At 51.2% G+C, this 20,601-nt stretch carries 15 protein-coding genes; 13 read left to right on the top strand and 2 right to left on the bottom strand.

The genetic code is table 11. The features are described from left to right. Positions 1-258 precede the first annotated feature (258 nt). The 7 genes from A3GG_RS0105915 to A3GG_RS0105885 all read left to right on the top strand — a co-directional run bounded on the left by A3GG_RS0105915 (position 259) and on the right by A3GG_RS0105885 (position 10,425). The gene (locus A3GG_RS0105915) at positions 259-1,110 is read left to right on the top strand and encodes a CPBP family intramembrane glutamic endopeptidase (protein WP_169333153.1); all 852 of its coding nucleotides are present in this window, start codon (positions 259-261) and stop codon (positions 1,108-1,110) included. Continuing rightward, complete coding sequence (locus tag A3GG_RS0105910; protein WP_018358398.1) at positions 1,107-2,909, top strand: alpha-L-fucosidase; 1,803 nt, start codon at positions 1,107-1,109, stop codon at positions 2,907-2,909. The genes A3GG_RS0105915 and A3GG_RS0105910 overlap by 4 nt, the downstream gene beginning before the upstream one ends. 7 nt (positions 2,910-2,916) lie before the next feature. Next, a complete protein-coding gene (nfo, locus tag A3GG_RS0105905; protein ID WP_018358397.1) occupies positions 2,917-3,765 on the top strand; it encodes a deoxyribonuclease IV in 849 nt (282 codons plus the stop codon). Further along, positions 3,762-4,559, top strand: coding sequence for a 4-(cytidine 5'-diphospho)-2-C-methyl-D-erythritol kinase (gene ispE / locus A3GG_RS0105900; protein WP_018358396.1), 798 nt, complete (start codon positions 3,762-3,764; stop codon positions 4,557-4,559). The genes nfo and ispE overlap by 4 nt, the downstream gene beginning before the upstream one ends. Before the next feature lie 6 nt (positions 4,560-4,565). Beyond that, positions 4,566-7,070 (top strand): S9 family peptidase, encoded by a 2,505-nt coding sequence (locus A3GG_RS0105895; RefSeq protein ID WP_018358395.1) that lies wholly within the window; start codon positions 4,566-4,568, stop codon positions 7,068-7,070. Further along, positions 7,067-7,615, top strand: a complete 549-nt coding sequence (locus A3GG_RS0105890; protein WP_018358394.1) for a M48 family metallopeptidase — start codon at positions 7,067-7,069, stop codon at positions 7,613-7,615. The genes A3GG_RS0105895 and A3GG_RS0105890 overlap by 4 nt, the downstream gene beginning before the upstream one ends. A gap of 134 nt (positions 7,616-7,749) precedes the next feature. Then, entirely contained in the window at positions 7,750-10,425 is a 2,676-nt protein-coding gene (locus A3GG_RS0105885) for a calcium-translocating P-type ATPase, PMCA-type (protein WP_018358393.1), read from the top strand. 129 nt (positions 10,426-10,554) lie between these two features. On the opposite strand, the gene A3GG_RS0105880 is transcribed toward A3GG_RS0105885, so the two are convergent. Both A3GG_RS0105880 and A3GG_RS0105875 read right to left on the bottom strand, forming a co-directional pair. Beyond that, complete coding sequence (locus A3GG_RS0105880) at positions 10,555-12,906, bottom strand: 4-alpha-glucanotransferase (RefSeq protein WP_018358392.1); 2,352 nt, start codon at positions 12,904-12,906, stop codon at positions 10,555-10,557. 18 nt (positions 12,907-12,924) lie between these two features. Then, positions 12,925-14,004 carry a 6-phosphofructokinase gene (locus A3GG_RS0105875; RefSeq protein WP_018358391.1) on the bottom strand — a complete coding sequence of 360 codons (1,080 nt, stop codon included), beginning with the start codon at positions 14,002-14,004 and terminating at the stop codon, positions 12,925-12,927. A gap of 319 nt (positions 14,005-14,323) precedes the next feature. Between A3GG_RS0105875 and A3GG_RS0105870 the strand changes: the two genes are divergently transcribed. From A3GG_RS0105870 to A3GG_RS13620, 6 genes are all read left to right on the top strand, one after another. Further along, positions 14,324-15,085, top strand: a complete 762-nt coding sequence (locus A3GG_RS0105870) for a (Fe-S)-binding protein (RefSeq protein ID WP_018358390.1) — start codon at positions 14,324-14,326, stop codon at positions 15,083-15,085. After that, a complete protein-coding gene (locus A3GG_RS0105865; protein WP_018358389.1) occupies positions 15,082-16,449 on the top strand; it encodes a lactate utilization protein B in 1,368 nt (455 codons plus the stop codon). The genes A3GG_RS0105870 and A3GG_RS0105865 overlap by 4 nt, the downstream gene beginning before the upstream one ends. A 9-nt stretch (positions 16,450-16,458) precedes the next feature. Next, entirely contained in the window at positions 16,459-17,043 is a 585-nt protein-coding gene (locus A3GG_RS0105860; protein WP_018358388.1) for a LutC/YkgG family protein, read from the top strand. Between the two features lie 18 nt (positions 17,044-17,061). Next, complete coding sequence (locus tag A3GG_RS0105855; protein ID WP_018358387.1) at positions 17,062-18,618, top strand: L-lactate permease; 1,557 nt, start codon at positions 17,062-17,064, stop codon at positions 18,616-18,618. Between the two features lie 123 nt (positions 18,619-18,741). Next, positions 18,742-19,602: a KPN_02809 family neutral zinc metallopeptidase gene (gene ypfJ, locus A3GG_RS0105850; RefSeq protein WP_018358386.1), complete on the top strand. Its 861-nt coding sequence runs from the start codon at positions 18,742-18,744 to the stop codon at positions 19,600-19,602. 733 nt (positions 19,603-20,335) lie between these two features. Continuing rightward, on the top strand, positions 20,336-20,479 hold the full coding sequence (locus A3GG_RS13620; protein WP_018358385.1) for a hypothetical protein: 144 nt from the start codon (positions 20,336-20,338) through the stop codon (positions 20,477-20,479). Positions 20,480-20,601 lie beyond the last annotated feature (122 nt).

Raw genomic sequence — 20,601 nt, 5'->3', positions numbered from 1 at the left:
TATTAGAAAAAGGTATGAGATATAACCGCGCTAATGTTCTCTATTACTGACTGTTAATGGGATGAAACTGTAGCGCAGTTTTCGTTAGCATCGCTTGAACTGAGGAGCGGAGCAAAAGCCCCCTTTAGGGGGTTTAGGGGCTACCTTCGGTTTAGGGGGGGCTTATGCCTATTCTGGATTGCGGTACAGCGCAATGGGTGGATGGAAGAGGAGATTTTGGTAAGTTTGTGGCTAATGATTTCAAAATACGTGAATAGTATGGAATGGATAGGGAATAGTTATAACCCCAGTGCGACACCCAAGGGAGGCTACTTCTTCTCCCTCTGGGGGTTTTTAGTGCTTATGGGGATTGTGCTCACCGTTATTATGATACCGGCATTGGTGCTGCTATCGGATGCCAAAATGGCTATGTATGCAGGGCTTTTGCTGCAGGGCTTTGTTCTCTTTGCACTACCAGCATGGTTGGTGGAGACTTACTACCGACGGAGCCACATGGAAGAGGTGTGGCGTTTGAGGACTCAGGATGTTGTCCCTCGCAATATTGCGCCGATGCTCTTGCTACTTATCAGCACGCTTGCTGGGGTAGCTGCGCTGACCTCTGCCATGGAGGTTCTACCCGTGCCGGCGCTCTTCGAGGAACTAGAGCGGGCAACCACAGAGCAGTACGAGCAGATTATGACGGAGCGTGAGCCCGTGAAACGCATCCTCATTTGGCTAGGTACAGTGGTGGCAGCGCCCTTTGGCGAGGAGCTATTTTTCAGGGGCGCACTCATGGGGTGGTTGCTTACCAAGATGAAGAATAAGCATGTTGCCATTTGGATAGTGGCACTCGTATTCAGTGCGGTGCACATGCAGTGGACTGGCTTCCCTGGTCGTCTACTGATAGGTGGCATGCTCGGATATGTGGCGATCTATGGAGGACTGTGGATGGCGATACTCTTCCACTTCCTCAATAACCTCCTAGCCCTTCTCCTGCCGGATATCGACAAAGTGGATGGTATATGGTGGGTGATTCTGATTGCCCTCCCTGCTATCGTTTTGGTACTAAGGTATATGAAGAGTGTAGCCGCTCAGAACAAGGCGACTACTGAGAATAAAGATATAGTATGAATAGATTAGGCAAAGCATGCGCGATGATGGCAGCTACGCTACTCATGGCGAGCTGCGGAACGCAGAAGGAGACAACAACGACTTACGAGAAGCATCTGGAGTTTCCCAAATCGATGTCTTTCGAGGAGAAGGTAGACCTAGCCAGTAGGCTCGTGCCTACACCTCAGCAATTGGCATGGCAGAAGCTGGAGCTCACTGCCTTTATCCACTTTGGTATCAATACCTTTACCGATAGGGAGTGGGGCGATGGTACCGAGGATCCAGCACTATTCAATCCTGAGGGACTCGATACCGACCAGTGGTGTAAGGAGCTATCTGAGGCGGGTTTTAAGCTGGTGATACTCACCGCTAAGCACCACGATGGTTTTTGCTTATGGCCTACCAAGACCACGGAGCACAGTGTGGCGAGTTCGCCTTGGCGCGAGGGTAAAGGCGATGTCGTGGGCGACCTCGCTCAGTCGTGTAGGAAGTATGGGTTGAAACTCGGGCTATACCTCTCGCCTTGGGATCGTAATCACCCTACCTATGGTGCAGGTGAAGCCTACAATAAAGTATATCTGGAGCAGCTCCGAGAGCTACTCACCAATTATGGCGAAGTAGATGAGGTGTGGTTCGATGGTGCCAATGGCGAAGGTCCGAATGGTAAGCGGCAGGAGTACGATTGGGATGCGGTGGTTTCGCTGATCAGTGAGCTGCAGCCCAATGCGATTACAGCGATCATGGGGCGTGACGTACGCTGGGTAGGCAATGAGCGTGGACTAGGGAGGGAGACAGAGTGGAGCGCTACCGTACTACCGCCAAGTTCGCTAGATAGGAGCAAGCAGATAGAGGAAGCTCTTGGCATAGATGCCGTGAGCCAAGACCTAGGTAGCCGTGCTATGCTCGAGGAGGCAACGGAGCTATTTTGGTATCCTAGCGAAGTGGATGTGAGCATCCGTCCAGGGTGGTTTTACCACGAGAGTGAAGCGCCTAAGAGTCTGGAGCAATTGGCGCATATCTACTTCAGTTCGGTAGGTATGAACTCCTCCTTGCTCCTCAATATCCCGCCCAATAGGGAGGGGCGACTCGACGATAAGGATGTCGCTCGCCTCAGGGAGTTTGGTCACTTTGTAAGAGACTTCAATGCACAGAATGCAGTAGTGGGCTTCGAGCCACTTACCCTCGAAGCAGGTACTTATGCCGAGTGGGAACTAGACGAGGAGCAGCTAATCTCTGCCGTGGTACTCCAAGAGGATATTGCCAAGGGGCAGCATGTAGAACGCTTCGAGCTAGAGGCAATGATAGGTAACGGCTGGACGAAGGTAGGCGAGGGTACTACAATAGGTCACAAGAGGATTATCCTGAGCGAGGCGCCTTTCCGTGCCTCCAAGCTAAGGCTCAAGCTCCTAGAAAGCCGAGGCATGGCCTATATATATAGTGTGTCTGCGCACCAAGTGCCCGAGGTAACGCCTACGGTCGATGCTTCGCAAGTGACCCTTATAGCGAAGGATGGCTGGCAGAAGGTAGACGGTGATGGGCTGACCATCGACCTCGGCAATACCCTTATGGTCAATGGCTTTGTCTACTCTCCCAAAGGAGAGGGCAACAAGTTGATGACCCACTACGATCTATCGGTGAGTGCCGATGGCGAGCACTGGGACAGCGCTAAGAGCGGAGAGTTTGGCAACATCGTGAATAACCCTATTCCTCAGTATTGCAAGCTATCGGAGCCCAAGGAAGTCCGTTTTGTTCGGCTCTCGGGAACGAACCAAGCGGGTACGAATATTGTTGCAATGGTAGACGAATTTGATATTTTCTAAGATAATTATGCGCACAAAATACATCGGTGCTCACGTATCGGCTTCGGGTGGCGTATCAAATGCCCTCACCAATGCCAAGGAGATTGGCGCCAATGCGTTGGCACTCTTTACTCGCAACCAAAGGCAATGGTACCCCAAACCTATGGAGGCGGCAGAGATAGAGAAGTTCAAGGAGCTGATGGTAGAACTAGGGTTCGAGCAGAAGTATATCCTGCCGCATGCTAGCTACTTAATCAACCTAGGGAATCCCGATGCGGAGAACCTCAAGAAGAGTAGGGATGCTTTTCTCGACGAGATGCAACGCTGCGAGCAGCTAGGACTGACGATGCTGAACTTCCACCCAGGAAGTCACCTGAAGCAGATGAGCGAAAGCGCTTGTCTGGCTCAGATAGCCGAGGAGATCAATCGCGCACTCGACAAGACCTCGGGCGTTACAGCCGTGCTGGAGAATACCGCTGGGCAGGGCACTAATCTGGGGCACCGCTTCGAGCACTTGGCAGAGATCATCGACCAGGTGGAGGATAAGAGCCGTGTGGGTGTGTGTATCGATACCGCCCATTCGCTAGCGGCAGGCTACGATATCCGTACACAGGAGGGGTATAATGAGACCTTTAGGGAACTAGATAAGGTAGTGGGGCTAGGCTACCTTCGTGGGATCCATCTCAATGATTCACAGAAAGCACTAGCGAGCCGTGTAGACCGTCATGCCTCGGTAGGCGAAGGCGTGATGGGTATGACCCTATTCGAGCTTATCATGAATGACCCACGTACCGACGATGTCCCTATTATCCTCGAGACACCAAACCCTGACCTCTGGGCTAGCGAGATAGCTCTGCTCCGCACTTTCGTATTATGATTGTATTTCCTAAAGCCAAGATCAACCTCGGTCTTCGGGTACTTCGCAAGCGGGCTGATGGGTACCACGACTTGCAGACATTACTCTATCCGATTCCGCTACGTGATAGTCTGGAGATCCTCCCTGCCGATCGTATGCGCTACGACTTCGGCACTTGGGGAGAGCCAGCTGAGGACAACCTCGTGGTGCGTGCCTATAGGATGATTCAGGAGGTGCGCCCCGAGCTACCACCGGTAGAGATTATCCTGCGTAAGCGGGTGCCCACTGGCGCCGGACTTGGGGGCGGTTCGTCGGACGCTACTAATATGCTGATGCTGCTTAATAGGCAGTTCCAGCTCGGGCTCTCTTACGATGACCTCCACCCACTCGCCACCCGACTGGGTGCCGATTGCCCTTTCTTCCTTCGGGACGAGCCACAGATGGCAGAGGGCATAGGCGAAGTACTCACACCCTATGGGGTAGACCTGAGCGGCAAAGTCCTTACCCTACTTCTCAGTGATATTCATGTCTCCACCGCTGAGGCTTATGGCGGCGTGCAGCCCCATGAGCAAGGGGAAGATGTGGCTGAGGCACTTCAGCTCCCTTTGGATCAGTGGCGCCATAGGCTAGTCAACGACTTCGAACCACATATATTTGCCCATCACCCCACGCTTGCCGAGGGTAAAGAGATGCTTTATAGGGCAGGAGCCATCTACGCTGCTATGAGTGGCAGCGGCTCCACACTATTCGGAATCAGCGAACAACCGCTAGATATCCGACATTGGAACGGCACACAACTAACTTATACATTATAATACAGCATGAATAGAATCATCCAAATCCTAGGGTGCGCACTTATTGCGGTTGGTGCCGCAGCACAGAGCGATACCCTGACCATCGGGAAGTACAGAGCTTTCGAACCAGTGGTAGCCAACGCTCCTTTTATGAGCGATAGTGTCAACATTAGTGGCCAGGCGTTCGATATGACGAGCACGCTAGCCACCTTCCCTCAGACCCGCTTGGATAACAGCCTACTGAGAGATGTCTCGGCTACAAAGGAGGGCTACATGGTTACCGACTCCACCCTCCACGATGGCAAGAAGAGCATCCAGACCTACCTGGTCTCGCTCCTAAGTACTAACTTCGAGAAAGGCAAGCTGATTATTGAGAGCGATGCCCCTTTCCGCCTATTCCTCGACGGCAAACAGATAGGGCAGACCGACGAAAAGGCGACCCGTACCCTCCCCGTACAACTACAACCCAGTGTATCACATACCTTAGGGCTTCGTCTGCTATCGAATGCTGGCGGGCAGGCTAAGTGGCGTATTCGCTTTGTGCCCGAGAGTAAGCACACCAAGGTTACGTTCCCTACCGACGACCACAGCTACCTTAGCATCCAGTATATGCTTACTGGCGAAAGCGTAGGTGGTACCACTGTCTCCCCATCAGGCAGATACTCGACCCTCACAATTAGTGAGAAGGTCGATAATAAGCCAGTCTACTCAGTCCTCCTCTACGATGGCGACAAACCTATTGCACACCTCGATGGTACCTATATCTCTGCGCAGTGGATGCCCTGTAGTGATAAGTTGTGGGTGACTATGGATAGCGACACCGGTAAGCGCCTGATCGCCCTTGACCCCTCTACTATGCTCACTGAAGTACTTCACCCATCTATCCCCAGCGATGGCTATTGTTTCTTCACCCCTACCGAGGACAAACTCATCTACGTCACGACCGACAAGGGTCCAGAGAATAAGAAGTTTGTAGAGCGTGTTATGGACCGTTACGATACCACGGGTAGCTACCGTAACCGTAACTTCCTAGCTATTTTCGACCTCCGTACTGGCATCTATCAGCCTCTCACCTATGGGTACCGTGATACTTCACTGCAGGGCGTCTCTAAGGATAGCAAGGAGATCATCTTCAGCAACAACCACAACACTACAGAGATACCTTTCTCGGCTGGCGATTATATGACAATGGATCTCCAGACCCTAAAGGTCGATACCCTCTTTAGCAATACCAGCGATATCAGTTCGGTCAATTACACTTCCGACCCTCGCTACCTCCTTATCACTGGTACTGCCAATGCCTTCAATGGCATAGGGCGCAATCTGCCTAAAGATGGCATCGCCAATACCTACGACTACCAGCTCTTCCTCTACGACCGACAGACCAAGACTGCCAAGGCACTCACTAGAGACTTCGACCCAAGTGTAAAGAGCGTGGAGCCACTCTTCGATAAGTTCGAAGCCTACTTCACAGCCGAAAACAAAGACTACGTATCGCTCTACCGTGTAGACCTCCGCTCAGGACGCATCACTCAGGTGCCTACCAAAGAGGAGGTGGTACGCCGGTTCGCAGTGGACAACCGAGGCACCCTCATTACTTACTCTGGACAAAGCATGCTCAACTCCGACCGCTTCTACCAGATTCGCAATGGGCGCGAGCGTCTTATCTATGATCTTGCCAGCAAAAAGATGGCAGACCTACAGCTAGGCACCGCTACAGAGTGGAGCTTTACGATGCCTAATGGTGACGTAGTGCCAGGGCGCTTCTACCTGCCACCTAACTTTGATACCAATAAGAAGTACCCTATGATTGTCTACTACTATGGCGGTACTTCTCCTACAGCACGCACCTTTGAGGGTTCTTACTCTCTCCCTATGTTTGCTGCCCAAGACTATGTAGTCCTCACCCTCAACCCTAGTGGTACTACTGGCTGGGGTCAGGAGTACGCTGCTAGGCACATCAATGCCTGGGGGCAGCGTACGGCAGATGAGATTATCGCTTCTGTGAAGGGCTTCTGTGCACAGCATCCTTACGTCAATGCCGATAAGATTGGTTGTATCGGTGCTAGCTATGGTGGCTTTATGACCATGTACCTGCAGACCGTTACCGATACCTTTGCAGCTGCTGTTAGCCACGCAGGTATTAGCAATATCGCTTCTTACTGGGGCGAAGGTACCTGGGGTATCGGCTACAGTACGGTAGCGAGCTACGGCAGCTACCCTTGGAACAATCCAGAGCTGTACGCTAAGCAAAGCCCCATCTTCAATGCTGATAAAATCAATACCCCTATCCTCCTGCTTCATGGTACTTCTGATGTCAATGTGCCTATCGGAGAGAGCGTACAGATGTACAATGCCCTCAAGATACTTGGTAAGGAGGTAGAGTTTATCAAGATATATGGCGAGGATCATGGTATTTACGACCCAGCTAAGCGCCTCCGCTGGATGCAAAGCGCTATGGCTTGGTTCCAACGCTGGCTCCACGATGACCCTACATGGTGGAATACCCTCTATCCTCCGGTAAATCTGTGATCAAGACTTTATTCTCAGGCACCTGTCCCGTAGTCGTGACTTGGAAGGCGGTGAAGCATTTCACCTTGCGCCTATCCCACACTACGGGACAGGTGCATTTGTCCGCCCCACTACAGGCTACCGAAGCGGAGGTTGCCGAAGTCCTCGCCGCCAAGGCACGTTGGATAGCTCAGGCTGCTGCCAAAGGGGAAATGGTGATGGCTGAGCACTCCAAGACCATCGAAGACAAGGATGTGACCTATCTAGAGACGCAGCTAAGCCTCTTTCTCTCCAAGTGGTCTAAAATCCTCCAAGTGGAAGTACGGAGGGCAGATATTAAAGCCGTGCGTAGCTATTGGGGCAAGTGCTTACCCCATACCAAGAAGGTCTACTTCGCCATGCGCCTTGCTTTTTACCCACCCGAAGTGATCGAGTATATCGTGGTGCACGAGTTGTTGCACTTTCATATCCACAACCACGGAGCCTCCTTCCGTCAGGCGATGGATCGGCTTCTCCCCGATTGGCGACAACGAGATAAACTCCTCACATCGCCCTCCCGAAGATAATGTCTAATCTATTGAGCTACTACGCTCATAAATAATTGGAATACTGTTGGTGAATAGAGGGTTATTATCTGATAGCAATTTTATTTAGTGTACCTTTGCAGGAAAGCATAATATTGAAGGATAAATAAATAGATATGAAATCAGAGAACTTTTATAATAGCCCTATTAGCGAGGTAGCTACTCATCTGGAGACATCGGTAGAGCAGGGACTATCAGCTAATGAGGTAGAGACGAGACGGGAGCAATATGGTCCCAACAAACTGAACCAGAAGCAACAGACTCCTCTTTGGCGCCTATTCCTACAGCAGTTCAATAGCAGCCTTGTATTCGTACTCATCGCTGCGGCAGTCGTGATGGCTGTGGTCAGTATCTTGGAGCATACGGGTAACTATACCGATAGTATCATTATCCTAGCCATCCTTATCGTGAATGCTATCATCGGCACATGGCAGGAATATAAGGCGATGGTATCTATCGAAGCACTCAATGCCATGAGTGCTCCTCACTCCAAGGTCCTCAGGGGTGGCAATGTACAGGAAATCAATTCGGAGGAGATCGTACCGGGCGACATAGTCATTCTCGATGTAGGCGATATTGTACCCGCAGATATGCGCCTGATAGAGAGTGTCAACCTCAAGATACAAGAGTCGGCACTCACTGGCGAGTCGGTACCAACAGAGAAAGATGCCCAAGCTATCCTAGCTCAGCAAGAGGTTTCCCCAGGGGATCAGAATAATATGGCTTTCTCTACCGGTCTTATCGCCTACGGACGCGGTAAGGGAATCGTGGTGCATACGGGTATGAATACTGAGGTGGGCAAGATAGCTGGCATGCTGGAGAGTGCCAATGTACAAGCTACGCCTATGCAAGTGCGCCTCAATCAGCTCGGCAGAGTATTGGGTTACGTAGCGCTGGGTATCTGTGTCGTTATCTTTGCCCTCGGTATCATCTACGGTAATTCTATTCTGGATATGTTTATGATGGCTGTCTCGCTTGCCGTAGCAGCTATCCCCGAGGGACTACAGGTGATTTCTACCCTCGTGCTCGCCATGGGTGTGCAGCGCCTTGCCAAGCAAAATGCGATTGTGCGCACCCTACCTTCGGTAGAGACCTTAGGTAGTGCTTCGGTTATCTGTTCTGATAAGACAGGTACCCTCACGCAAAACAAAATGACCATAGTGCGCTTATGGACACTCGATGAAGAACTAGATGTCTCTAAGGGGGATCTCCCTGAGAGCGAGGCTATGAAGCAAATGATTCTATCCGGTTCGCTGAGCAATGAAGCACATATGTCGGATGATCCGAATGCCGAGAACCGCTTCTCGGGCGACCCTACAGAGACAGCCATCATCGCTTTCGCGGAGAAGATAGGGATGAATAAAAACGAGCTGGAAGCCACCTATAAGCGCGAGGCAGAGGTGCCATTCGACTCCGACCGCAAGCGTATGTCCACGATCAATCGTTCACCAGAGGGGCAACTCGTCACCCACCTCAAAGGCGGTACCGACGAGGTACTCGAGGTGTGCACACACTATTACGCCCATGGCGAACGCCTACCACTCACCGATGATATTCGGGAGCAGATCAAGCGGGGCAATATCGCCATGGCTGAGCAGGCTCTGAGGGTATTGGCTGTGGCTACAGCCGAGGTCTCTAGTGTACCTACAGAGCCTACGCCAGAGGTTGTGGAGCAGGGACTCACCTTTATAGGACTGCTTGGGATGATCGACCCACCACGCCCTGAGGCTATCGATGCCGTAGCAGAGTGCCGTAGTGCTGGCATTAAGCCAGTGATGATTACGGGCGACCACAAGGTAACAGCTACTGCCATAGCCGCCGAGATGGGGATTCTCAATGAAGGTGACCAAGTGCTCACTGGGGAGGAGCTTCAGCAGCTTTCGCCTGAAGAGCTTTATGAGGCGGTACCACATACTTCGGTCTATGCCCGAGTAGCGCCTGAACATAAGGTACAGATTGTAGAGGCTTGGCAGAAACATGGCGAGATAGTCTCAATGACGGGAGACGGTGTAAACGATGCCCCAGCACTCAAGACAGCCAATATCGGAGTGGCAATGGGCATCACTGGCACGGAGGTTTCTAAGGGGGCTTCCGATGTGATACTAACCGATGACAACTTCGCAACCATCGTGCAAGCGGTGCGAGAGGGACGCCGTATCTACAAGAATATCGTAAAGTCTATTCAGTACCTTCTCTCTACTAATATAGGAGAGGTCGCACTCATCTTTATTGCCACGATATTCAACCTCGGCACACCACTTCTCCCTATCCACTTGCTGTGGATTAACCTGGTTACCGATAGTCTACCCGCACTGGCGATTAGCTTAGACCCTATCGACAAAGACATTATGCAGCGCCCACCGAGAGATAATCAGGCGGGCTTCTTTACCAAAGGGTTTATCTGGCGAATCATCTACCAAGGGATTATGATAGGTGGTATTGGTCTGGCAGCCTTCCTTATTGGCTACAGAGATGGCGGACAAGCAATGGGGCAGACGATGGCATTTATTGCGATCTGTGTATCTCAGATACTTCACATCCGCAACCTCCACTCCGACACACAGTTTAGCTTCAAGACTTCACCCTTCCGCAATCCATCTATCCTGTGGGCTATGCTGATCTCGATTGCCCTAGTACTGGTGGTACTCTTCGTGCCTTGGCTTCGTGAGATTTTCCACCTACAGATGCTCGATGCTAAGCATTGGTGGTATGCGGGTGGCCTTATGGTGGCACCACTGGTGATTGTAAACCTCTTCAAAGCGCTTAAGATCAATACAATTAAGGGCGAGTAACCTAGGGCATAGAGACTATATCACTACGGTATCGCTCGCAACAATGAGAATGTTGTTTCTTGCAATAGCCTTATAATAGGAACGCCTCTGCGGTCTAGCGACTAGACCGCAGAGGCGTTCCTATTATTATTAGCGGGGCAGGGGAACCCTGTAATTCCATACATGGCGAGGGTCTTCGGGTATATTGACTTGCTCATCTTGTGGATCAATCTCAGCGCCATAGCCTGTAAGCGTGAACCAATCCTGTAGGGGCAATATCAAAAGGAGTGCCCGAGGTTCTCGGAGTAAGGCTTTCACCAAACCCCGAGGCGTTACCTCGTCTGTAAAGTGATACAGTTCCGCTAGTTCTTGGCGCTCACTATTCGAAAGGGATGCCCACCAAGCCCTAAGCGAAGCCATATCGTGCGTCCCCGTAGTGAGTACCGATAACCATGGGATATCCTGTGGCTCCACAAAGCGCTTGCCAAGGCATTTAGGCATCCTGAGCACCTCGAGCGAGAGGAGTTCTAGAGAGGAGAGCACCTCTTGAATACTCTTGGGCAACACCCCAAGGTCTTCGGCACACAGCAAGATATCGCTGGCGGTCATCACCTTGGTAAGCCTCTTGAGTGCGGTCTCTCGCCATAAGCTTTCGTTCCTGTGATGGTAGTAATCGTCGGAGAGAGCTGCTATCTTTTGTTTCAGCTCGTGAGAGAGGAGCGCATAACGCTTACGCTGCTGGGGCTCCATAAGCGGGTGGTAGAGCCCTTGCTCATCTCTATTACAGAAGTCTGCCACCCCCGAAACCTCTTCAGCGGTATAGCCAAGAGCGGGGACATACCACCCGAGCGAGGCATCGCCCGACCCTGCTGGGATGCTCCAGATACGAAAGAACCCAAGGATGTGGTCTATCCTCAGGGCATCGAAGTGACGGCTCATACTCTGTAGCCGTCTACGCCACCATGCGAAGCCCTCCCGCTCCATTTCCGCCCAGTTGTAAGTAGGGAATCCCCAGTCTTGTCCTGTAGGGGAGAAGGCATCGGGCGGAGACCCTGCATCTAGATGGAGGTGGAACAGATGGGGTTCGACCCAGACATCTATGCTATTACGTGCTACACCAATGGGGAGATCGCCCTTAATCAATATCCCTCGCTTGTGCGCCTCCTCCACTAGTTGCCCCAATTGTTTATACAAGTGATACTGTACAAAAGCACACCGTAATACAGCCTCCTCTAGGTTCTCCCCTAGATAGCTCTTATCTTTCTCCCAACTGAGTAATACCTCAGCGTAGTAGGGATAATGCGCCACGAGGGTGTCGGGGTAGCGGTCTCGGATGGCACAGAAGAGGGCATAGGGTAATAGCTGTGCCTGCTCTGTACGGAAGAAATGGCTAAACTGCCGACTCTTGGGGCGCTCATTCCATCTTTGGAATAGGCACTCTATCACTTCTTCCTTGAACCTTAAGACTTTCGCAAACTGCACCTTGGGCTCCGCCTCTAGCGCTCGAGCGGTGCGCAACCACTCCTCTTTCTCAGGCGCTTCGGCAAAGCCTGGCAATGCCCGAAGGTCGAGGTAGATAGGATGAATGCCGTAAGTGGTGATGGCACTATAGGGGTAGGAATCTCGGTCGGTACGGGTGAAGGTGGTATCGTAGATAGGGAGCAATTGTAGGACAGACTGCCCAGTACGCTGCATCCAATCAAGTAGCTCAGTGGCGGCAGTGAAGTCGCCAACCCCTTGGGTATGCCTTCCTCTCAAGGAGAAGAGCGGTACCGCCGTCCCCGTTAGCTGTCGGTGCATAGGCTCTGCGCCCTCGAAGTGCGGCAGATCGAGGTGACCGAAGGTAAAGATACCGTCATCGTCCGGCTGATAGTACCTATTCTCGCCTAGCTCCCAGCGCACTTCGCCCGAGGGAAGCCGCCACACCAGTTTGTACTCAGTGGCTACCCGCTTAGGGAATTGGAGGAGATAGCCCTTACGACTCAGGGCAAGCGTCAGCCCTTTCTCCGGATACCAAGCCCCGATAGAGGGGTCAGCACCTACTACGAGTAGCTCTCCCTTGTATTCCTGAAAACTATGGATGAGGAAGACATCGCCCGACCCCGTATCGAAAGAGGGTATCCTAAGGCGCGAAAGGTCGGTGCGCCCCAGTAGCTCGGCTAGGGGAGCGTCGCTCATTCGGTGCTCTGCAGTGGTATCTATCCATCGGTCATCGATAGCAATCCTACCGCTGGTCTCACCCTGCGCCAGCGAGAGCCTAAGAGAGTGCGGCACAAGAGGGGGTTCGGTGCGGATGATAGAATCGCCCTGCACTACACGATAACTATAAATCAATTCAGCCGTTGACTCCCCTGGCACACTGAGGAGTAGGCTCCAATAGTAATTAGCATCATCGGGCTTCAGGTTGAAGGTCATCTCGGAGCCGTTGATGCGCCCCACCCACTGAAGTGCCTGCCCTGCTACACCTATATAATAGGGTATCTTAAATTGTATCTCAAGCATGGTACGTCCCTATCTCTACTATTTTTCTAGCTTAGTGCGAATATCAGCGAAGTCCACCCCGAAGCAGACATCCATACGGCGTCCCTCGCGGATGAGCTCATCATTGGGCTGTACGAGCTTGAGCTTGTCTCTTACCTGACTAAGCGGTACATGGGTAATCTTACCTCCCTTCATGCTCACCATAACGCCCGATATCCCATCGGCAAGGAGCTGAGAGGCGTGCCCGCCAAATCGGGTACAGAGGTTGCGGTCGAACGATGAGGGCGCTCCGCCTCTCTGTACATAACCGAGGACAGTCTCCCGACTATCGATACCCGCTTCCTCTCGGAGCTTACGGGAGAGGTAGTGCCCTGCCGACTCGCATTGCTCTTCTGGGATCTCCTTCTGCTCATCAAATACAACGCCCTCCGCTACCACGATAATCGCATAGTTCTTCCCCTCTTCATAGCGCTTTCGGATAGCACGGAAGACGATATCGAGTTCGCAACCAAGCTCAGGCAGTAGGATAACGTCCGCACCACTTGCCATACCAGAGTGGAGCGCTATCCACCCTGCTTCGTGCCCCATCACCTCCACCACAATCACGCGGTTGTGGCTCTGTGCTGTGCTATGGATGCGGTCGATTAGTTCGGTCGCGATGCTTACTGCGGTATCGAATCCAAACGTGATGTCTGTACCATACACATCATTATCAATCGTCTTGGGGATACCCACTGCAGGGAAGCCAAGTTCGGAGACTACTGCAGTAGTCTTCTGCGTGCCATTCCCCCCGATGCAGACAATAGCATCGAGCCCTAGCTCCTTCCAAGACTTCTTGAACTCCTCCAGTGCAGCGCTATCCTTGAGTAATGCTTTACGAAAAGCCTTGTCGCGGCTACTGCCCAGAATAGTGCCCCCCATACTGAGTAGGCTAGAGAGGTTCATCATATTGAGCTCTACATAGTTCTTATTGGTGATGCCGGTAAAACCACCCTGAAATCCCAATACCTCCATGCCGTGTGCTGTTATCGCTGTCTTTGCCACCGCTCTAATGGTGGCATTGATACCAGGCGCATCACCGCCCGAAGATAGAATACCTATTCGCTTGACCTGCTTCATTATCAATTTGTCGTCTCAGTTAGCCCTCCCCATCATTCATACCAAACAAAAATACCCATTTCCCCCCTAATAGACAAAGGTGGTATCCAGCGCTCCCCCTATATGCCCTATTTTAGTTCCACAGTCGTTATCCCTTGCCGAAGTCCTATCTGTTATCAAGTAAATACCCAGATATGTTTGGCATTTGTCCTATAATATTAGGATAAATAGAAATATACATCGTTTGATTTGCTATTTTCTATTGTGTTTTCTAGAAAATACCTACATTTGGGGATATTGAGAATGGTCGCCTATATTTAATGAATCATCACTGCTGAATATGAATAATGAATTGAAAGGGAAAAAGATAGGGTTGTTTATCCCCTGTTATATCAATGCTGTGTACCCAGAGGTGGGTATCGCGTGTTACAAGTTACTCAAATCGTTGGGATTGGATGTAGATTATCCACTCGACCAGACCTGCTGCGGGCAGCCTATGGCTAATGGTGGATACGAAGGAAAGTCGCTTCAGTTGGCTGAGCGCTTCGAACGACTTTTCTTGGCGTATGATTATATCGTAGGTCCATCAGCTAGTTGCGTTGCTTTTGTCAAGGAGTTCCACCCTGGTATACTAGGGCGTGAGCCGCACGAGTGTCACTCGGTTCAGTATATATACGACATCGCAGAATTCCTCCACGATATCGTACAGCCTGAGCGGTTCCCTAGTCGCTTCCCTCATACTGTAAGCCTCCACAATAGCTGCCACGGTGTACGCGAGCTCGGGCTCTCGGCACCATCGGAGCGTACCATGCCGTATTTCAATAAGGTACGTGCGCTACTAGAAAAGGTAGAAGGCATCACGGTGAAGGAGCCAGAGCGCATCGATGAGTGCTGCGGCTTCGGAGGACTCTTCTCTGTGGAGGAGCCTGATGTATCGGGCTGTATGGGGCACGACAAGGTACGTGACCACATGGCCACAGGTGCAGAGTATATCACAGGTGCCGATAGCTCATGCCTCATGCACATGCAGGGCGTCATCGATCGTGAGCATCTACCTATCCAGACTATCCATTTCTTACAAATCCTAACAGCTAACTTATGAGTACACGTCACGCTAAGGCTGCCAAAGCCTTCCAAGAGAATAAAGATAATGCGCAGTGGCACGACGAGACCCTTTGGCTCGTACGACAGAAGCGCGACCGCCTGAGCAAGGCCATCCCAGAGTGGGAGGAGCTCCGCCAACTCGCCCATGATATCAAGATGTACAGTACGTCGCATCTGCCCGAACTGATAGAGCAGTTCGAGGCACAGGCAACTGCCAATGGATGCTTTGTGCACTACGCTAAGGATGCGGAGGAGTATCGCCAAATTATCCATGAGATTTTGGCGAAGCACGAAGTAAAGAAGATGGTCAAGAGCAAGTCCATGCTCTCGGAGGAGTGCGAGCTCAATGAGTATCTGATGGAGAGGGGGATAGATGTAGTGGAGAGCGACCTCGGCGAGCGCATTTTGCAATTAATGGGCGCGCATCCAAGCCATATCGTGATGCCTGCAATCCACATCAAGAGGCAAGCCGTGGGACAACTATTCGAAAATAAACTTGGGAGCGAGAGGGGCAATTCGGATCCTACCTACCTCACCCACCAAGCGCGCAAATCGCTCAGGCAGGACTTCCTCAATGCCGATGCCGCAATGACTGGTGGCAACTTCGCCATTGCTGAGACAGGTGAGGTGGTGGTCTGTACCAACGAGGGCAATGCCGATATGGGTATGGCGTGCCAGAAGCTCAATATCTCTGCTTTCGGTATAGACAAACTAATTCCCAACCGCGATAGCCTAGCTGTATTCACCCGATTGCTGGCACGTTCGGCTACAGGACAGCCCAGTACGACCTATACTGCACACTTTGGTCGACCTCATGAGGGTGGGGAGCAGCACTTTATACTAGTAGATAATGGGCGCTCGGAGATTCTCGCTCAGCCTGAGCACCGCAAGGTACTCAATTGTATCCGCTGTGGCGCATGTATGAATACCTGCCCAGTGTATCGTCGTAGTGGTGGCTACTCCTATAGCTACTTTATCCCTGGTCCTATAGGTATCAACCTAGGGATGCTCCATGATGCACACGAGCATTCGGGCAATGTCTCTGCTTGCTCGCTCTGTCTCTCCTGCTCTAATGTCTGCCCTGTAAAGGTGGATCTAGGCGAGCAGATCTATGTATGGAGACAGAAGCTCGATAGGCTCGGAGAGGCTAATAAGGAAAAGAAATTGATGATTCAGACCATGACACCAGTGCTAAATAGCCCTGGGCTCTTCAATACCGCACTCCGATTGGCACCTATTGCCAATAAACTACCTCGCCCACTCTTGTACAATAAGCTCAATGCGTGGGGAGAGGCAAGAGAGCTACCGAAGTTTGCCAAGCAGTCGTTCAATAACTGGTGGAAGGAAAATCACAAGAAGTAATCCAACATTATGAGTAATAGTAAACAATATATCTTGGATAGCCTGCGTCGGCATACAGGCGAGCGCTATCCTTTGCCCGAGATAAATATCAACCACACGTCGTATATCGACAAGCTACAGCAGTTTATCGATATCTCGGCAGGAGTAGGAGGTAGAGCTGAGCTCCTCCAAGAGGGAGAGACCATAGACCAAGCTATCCGACGCCTTTACCCCGATGCTCAGCGCATTGCCTGCAACCTACCTGAGGTGGGTGTAGCTACTTATAACCCCGACGACATCGCAACTCCAGCCGAACTCAATGGCACCGACCTAGTGGTAATGAGAGGCAAGTTTGGCGTCTGCGAAAATGGCGCTGTCTATTTCGAACAGAGCTATCGCCAACGTGCTATCTACTTCATCTCGGAAGCGATGCTGATACTCCTGGATAGGAACGAACTGGTAAATACAATGCACGAAGCCTACCAGCGCGTCCCTGCCAACCACCCTGCTGAGTATAGAGGTTTTATCTCTGGTCCATCCAAGACGGCAGATATCGAACAAGCACTTGTAAAGGGTGCTCATGGAGCAAAGGAAACAATAGTGCTACTCACGTAATATATACAAAGGTGTAATATGGACATATTATTTGCAATCCTCCCGATTATCCTCCTATTTGTGCTGATGCTGGGCTTCAAGATGCCTGGGCACAAGAGCGCTTTTATTACGCTGGTAGTTACCGTGCTGGTAGCACTATTCCTGCCTGAGCGATTGGACTTCGCCCCTGCTGCTTACACCCAAGGCGGTGTGTGGTGGGCTGTGGTGGAGGGATTACTTAAAGCTACTTTCCCAATCCTTATCATCATACTGATGGCTATTTATAGCTACAATATCCTACTCAAGAGTGGCGATATAGAGCTCCTCAAACGACAGTTCACTTCGCTCTCCGATGATAAGGGCATCACGGTGCTTCTCCTCACTTGGGGCTTCGGAGGGCTTCTCGAGGGTATGGCGGGCTTCGGTACCGCTGTTGCTATCCCCGCTGCTATCCTGATGTCTTTAGGCTTTAAGCCAGGGTTTAGCGCCCTTGTATCGCTGATTGCCAATAGTGTGCCCACAGGCTTTGGTGCTGTAGGCGTGCCGGTGACAACACTCGCCAACGAAGTGGCAGCCAATGGTGCCGCTACGCATGAGGATCTACTAGATATCTCCTCCAAGGTGGTACTACAGCTATCACCCCTGATGATTATATTGCCCTTCATAATCCTATTCCTCACCGATAGTAGCCGCAAAGCGCTTGTGAAAAATATCGTGCTGGCACTTCTCGTGGGAGTGGTATCCCTCGTGGTGCAATACGTATCGGCACGTTACCTAGGGGCGGAGACACCGGCAATCTTCGGTAGCGTGGCAGCAATACTCGTGATTATCCTTTACGCAAAGCTCTTTACCAAGAAGGGCACGAGAGAGGAGGGCAATAAGGCATCACTAGGCGCCAACCTGCGTGCTTGGAGTGTCTACTTCTTCATCCTAGTATTCATTGTGTTGAGTGGACCACTAGTACCTCCAGTGAGTGCTTTCCTGAAGAGCCACCTCGTGAGCCAAGTACACCTACCTATATATCCGGAGGGCAAATTCTTTACTTTCGGTTGGCTCTCCAATGCTGGTCTGATGCTTTTCCTTGGTAGCGTAATAGGAGGACTTATCCAGGGGCTCTCTTTCAAGGAACTGATGCAGATACTCGCCAAGACGGTAGTAGGGCTCAGAAAGACCGTAGTCACGATTCTTAGCCTAGTTTCTATTGCTTCTGTGATGGGTTATGCTGGTATGATTGTGGTGATTGCTTCTACACTTGCAGCAGCTACAGGAAGTCTCTATCCGCTCTTCGCGCCACTGATTGGTGCTATTGGTACCTTCGTTACGGGTAGCGATACCTCCTCCAATATCCTATTTGGTAAACTACAATCCAATGTAGCGACCCAAATCAGCTACCCCGACCACAATTGGTTGGTGGCTGCGAATACAGCGGGAGCAACAGGAGGTAAGATTATCTCACCTCAGAGTATCGCTATCGCAACAGCCGCATGTAGCATGGAGGGCGAGGATGGCAAGATTCTTGCCTCAGCACTACCATACGCCATCGGTTATATCGTGCTGGCAGGAGTAATGGTCTACTTCTCCGTCGGCATCATCTAACCACTATACACCACTGTGATATATCACGATGGTGGTCATGTGTTCTTTCCTAAGCGTGGGAGGGTATGCGCTTTTTATTTATCTTTGTCTCAGTAGAATCATTCATGAGTTAGATAGAGTTATATGAAACTAGATGGACGAAGAGAGAGTAGTAATGTAGAGGATCGCCGTGGAAAGGGCGTCAAGCGTGCTTCGATGGGTATAGGTGGCCTAATCATTGTGGGCTTGATTACTTGGTTTATGGGCGGCAACCCTCTTGACGTACTCAAGGAGGGCGCTGGAGAGATAATACAAGGACAGCAAGGGACAACCCAGGAGTATGTGCCTACGGCTGAGGAGGAGGAACTGGCTAGACTCGTAAAAGTCGTTCTCGCTGGTACAGAAGATGTGTGGACTAAGGTATTCGCCGAGAAAGGGCTACAATATCAGCCACCAAAGCTCGTAATGTTTACCGATGCGGTGCAGAGCGGATGTGGCGGTGCTTCGTCTCAGGTCGGTCCATTCTACTGTTCGGCAGACCAAACGGTATATATCGACCTTTCATTCTTTAAGCAGATGAAGACGCAGCTCAAAGCAGGTGGTGACTTCGCCTATGCCTACGTGATTGCGCACGAAGTGGGACACCACGTGCAGCATCTATTGGGCATCCTAGACCAAGCGCACCAGCAGATGGCTCAGATGAGTAAGACGGATGCCAACAAGGTGAGTGTACGCCTAGAGTTACAAGCCGATTATTTTGCAGGGATGTGGGCACACCACGATAATGCGAGGTACGGTTCGCTGGAGCCTGGAGACCTAGAGGAGGGTATCAATGCGGCACATGCCATTGGCGATGACAAGCTACAGATGGAAGCGCAAGGCTATACCGTGCCAGATGCTTTCAACCATGGTACTTCAAAGCAGCGTATGGCATGGCTCAGTAAGGGGTATAAGGTGGGAACACTCGAAGAAGGCGATACCTTCAATCTCCCTGATCCTCTCTGAACCATCCCTAGTTCCCTCGGATAAGCGATAGATTCAGGGAAAGTCTCTCTTGTGCTAAATGACTCAAGTCCCTTTATGGGCATGAGGTCGGCATACGGAGAAGAGGCAATGTAAACTACCCGAGTAGCGACAATAGTAATTGTCCTGCTCGGGTCTTTATTTTGTTATGCTCTATATATACAATGTGTATGACTTCTACTTTGGGGGAGAGGCAGCAATGAAAGTTGGATAGCTTCCCCAATTCTCTTCATTACGTCCACTGAATACGAATGAACTATTACAAAGGAGGCAAATGTATTCGTAGGGATAGAGGGTTATTTTATATACTGGAAGGATGATTCTAGATAATGCGTTCTTCGGTGGTGTAAATGTTAAAAGGGCAACATGTTGATAAATAGAATATTATCAGATTACATTAGCGCAGTTTTCGTTAGCCTCGTCTGAACTGAGGAGTGGAGCTATAAGATCCACGACGAAGGAGGGCGTGGTGAAGGCGTGCCTCCTTCCCCCTTCCTCCCCTCACGCAGTGCGGCTCTGCCGCACTGCGTGAGGGGAGGAAGGGGGACTATTTTGCGTAGCTCCCTATCCATGGTCTCGTGCTTTGCCCTCAACCGAGCCTGTCGCACACTGCACTAATTTGTTATAAGACAAATCCATTGTCTGTAATAGCTTATGCTATTTTGTTTTCATGACTACTCCATGCCGCTTCTTGCTGATAGAAGTTTGGTGAACGATGGGAAAGTGGAGGGCAGGGGTAGCGCTAGCGGGGAAAGTCTCTCTAGGGAGGGACTGGAGTTTCTCTGGGGAGAGACTGGAGTCCCTCCCTAGAGGGAACCTCTTTGCTCAGGCAAGTAGGCGATGGTACTCTGGTGAGTAGGCGATGGTGGGTAGGGGAGGAGTTTTGTTTTGTGGGGGTAGGCGTTGTTTGGAGAGGGTGGTCTGGGTGTTGGGTGTTGGAGTAGGGTGTTGAGGTGGTTTGGGGATAGAAAATTATTCGTG

Origin of the sequence: Porphyromonas levii DSM 23370 (assembly GCF_000379925.1) — a bacterium.
Taxonomy (GTDB): Bacteria; Bacteroidota; Bacteroidia; order Bacteroidales; family Porphyromonadaceae; genus Porphyromonas_A; species Porphyromonas_A levii.
The sequence above is the reverse complement of the archived record's forward strand: the minus strand, read 5'-3'. Positions and strand labels throughout refer to the sequence as shown.

Coding starts and splice junctions, on each gene's coding strand:
- A3GG_RS0105915 (WP_169333153.1), top strand. CDS start 259: ATGGAATGGATAGGGAATAGTTATAACCCCAGTGCGACACCCAAGGGA.
- A3GG_RS0105910 (WP_018358398.1), top strand. CDS start 1,107: ATGAATAGATTAGGCAAAGCATGCGCGATGATGGCAGCTACGCTACTC.
- nfo (WP_018358397.1), top strand. CDS start 2,917: ATGCGCACAAAATACATCGGTGCTCACGTATCGGCTTCGGGTGGCGTA.
- ispE (WP_018358396.1), top strand. CDS start 3,762: ATGATTGTATTTCCTAAAGCCAAGATCAACCTCGGTCTTCGGGTACTT.
- A3GG_RS0105895 (WP_018358395.1), top strand. CDS start 4,566: ATGAATAGAATCATCCAAATCCTAGGGTGCGCACTTATTGCGGTTGGT.
- A3GG_RS0105885 (WP_018358393.1), top strand. CDS start 7,750: ATGAAATCAGAGAACTTTTATAATAGCCCTATTAGCGAGGTAGCTACT.
- A3GG_RS0105880 (WP_018358392.1), bottom strand. CDS start 12,906: ATGCTTGAGATACAATTTAAGATACCCTATTATATAGGTGTAGCAGGG.
- A3GG_RS0105875 (WP_018358391.1), bottom strand. CDS start 14,004: ATGAAGCAGGTCAAGCGAATAGGTATTCTATCTTCGGGCGGTGATGCG.
- A3GG_RS0105870 (WP_018358390.1), top strand. CDS start 14,324: ATGAATAATGAATTGAAAGGGAAAAAGATAGGGTTGTTTATCCCCTGT.
- A3GG_RS0105865 (WP_018358389.1), top strand. CDS start 15,082: ATGAGTACACGTCACGCTAAGGCTGCCAAAGCCTTCCAAGAGAATAAA.
- A3GG_RS0105860 (WP_018358388.1), top strand. CDS start 16,459: ATGAGTAATAGTAAACAATATATCTTGGATAGCCTGCGTCGGCATACA.
- A3GG_RS0105855 (WP_018358387.1), top strand. CDS start 17,062: ATGGACATATTATTTGCAATCCTCCCGATTATCCTCCTATTTGTGCTG.
- ypfJ (WP_018358386.1), top strand. CDS start 18,742: ATGAAACTAGATGGACGAAGAGAGAGTAGTAATGTAGAGGATCGCCGT.
- A3GG_RS13620 (WP_018358385.1), top strand. CDS start 20,336: ATGGGAAAGTGGAGGGCAGGGGTAGCGCTAGCGGGGAAAGTCTCTCTA.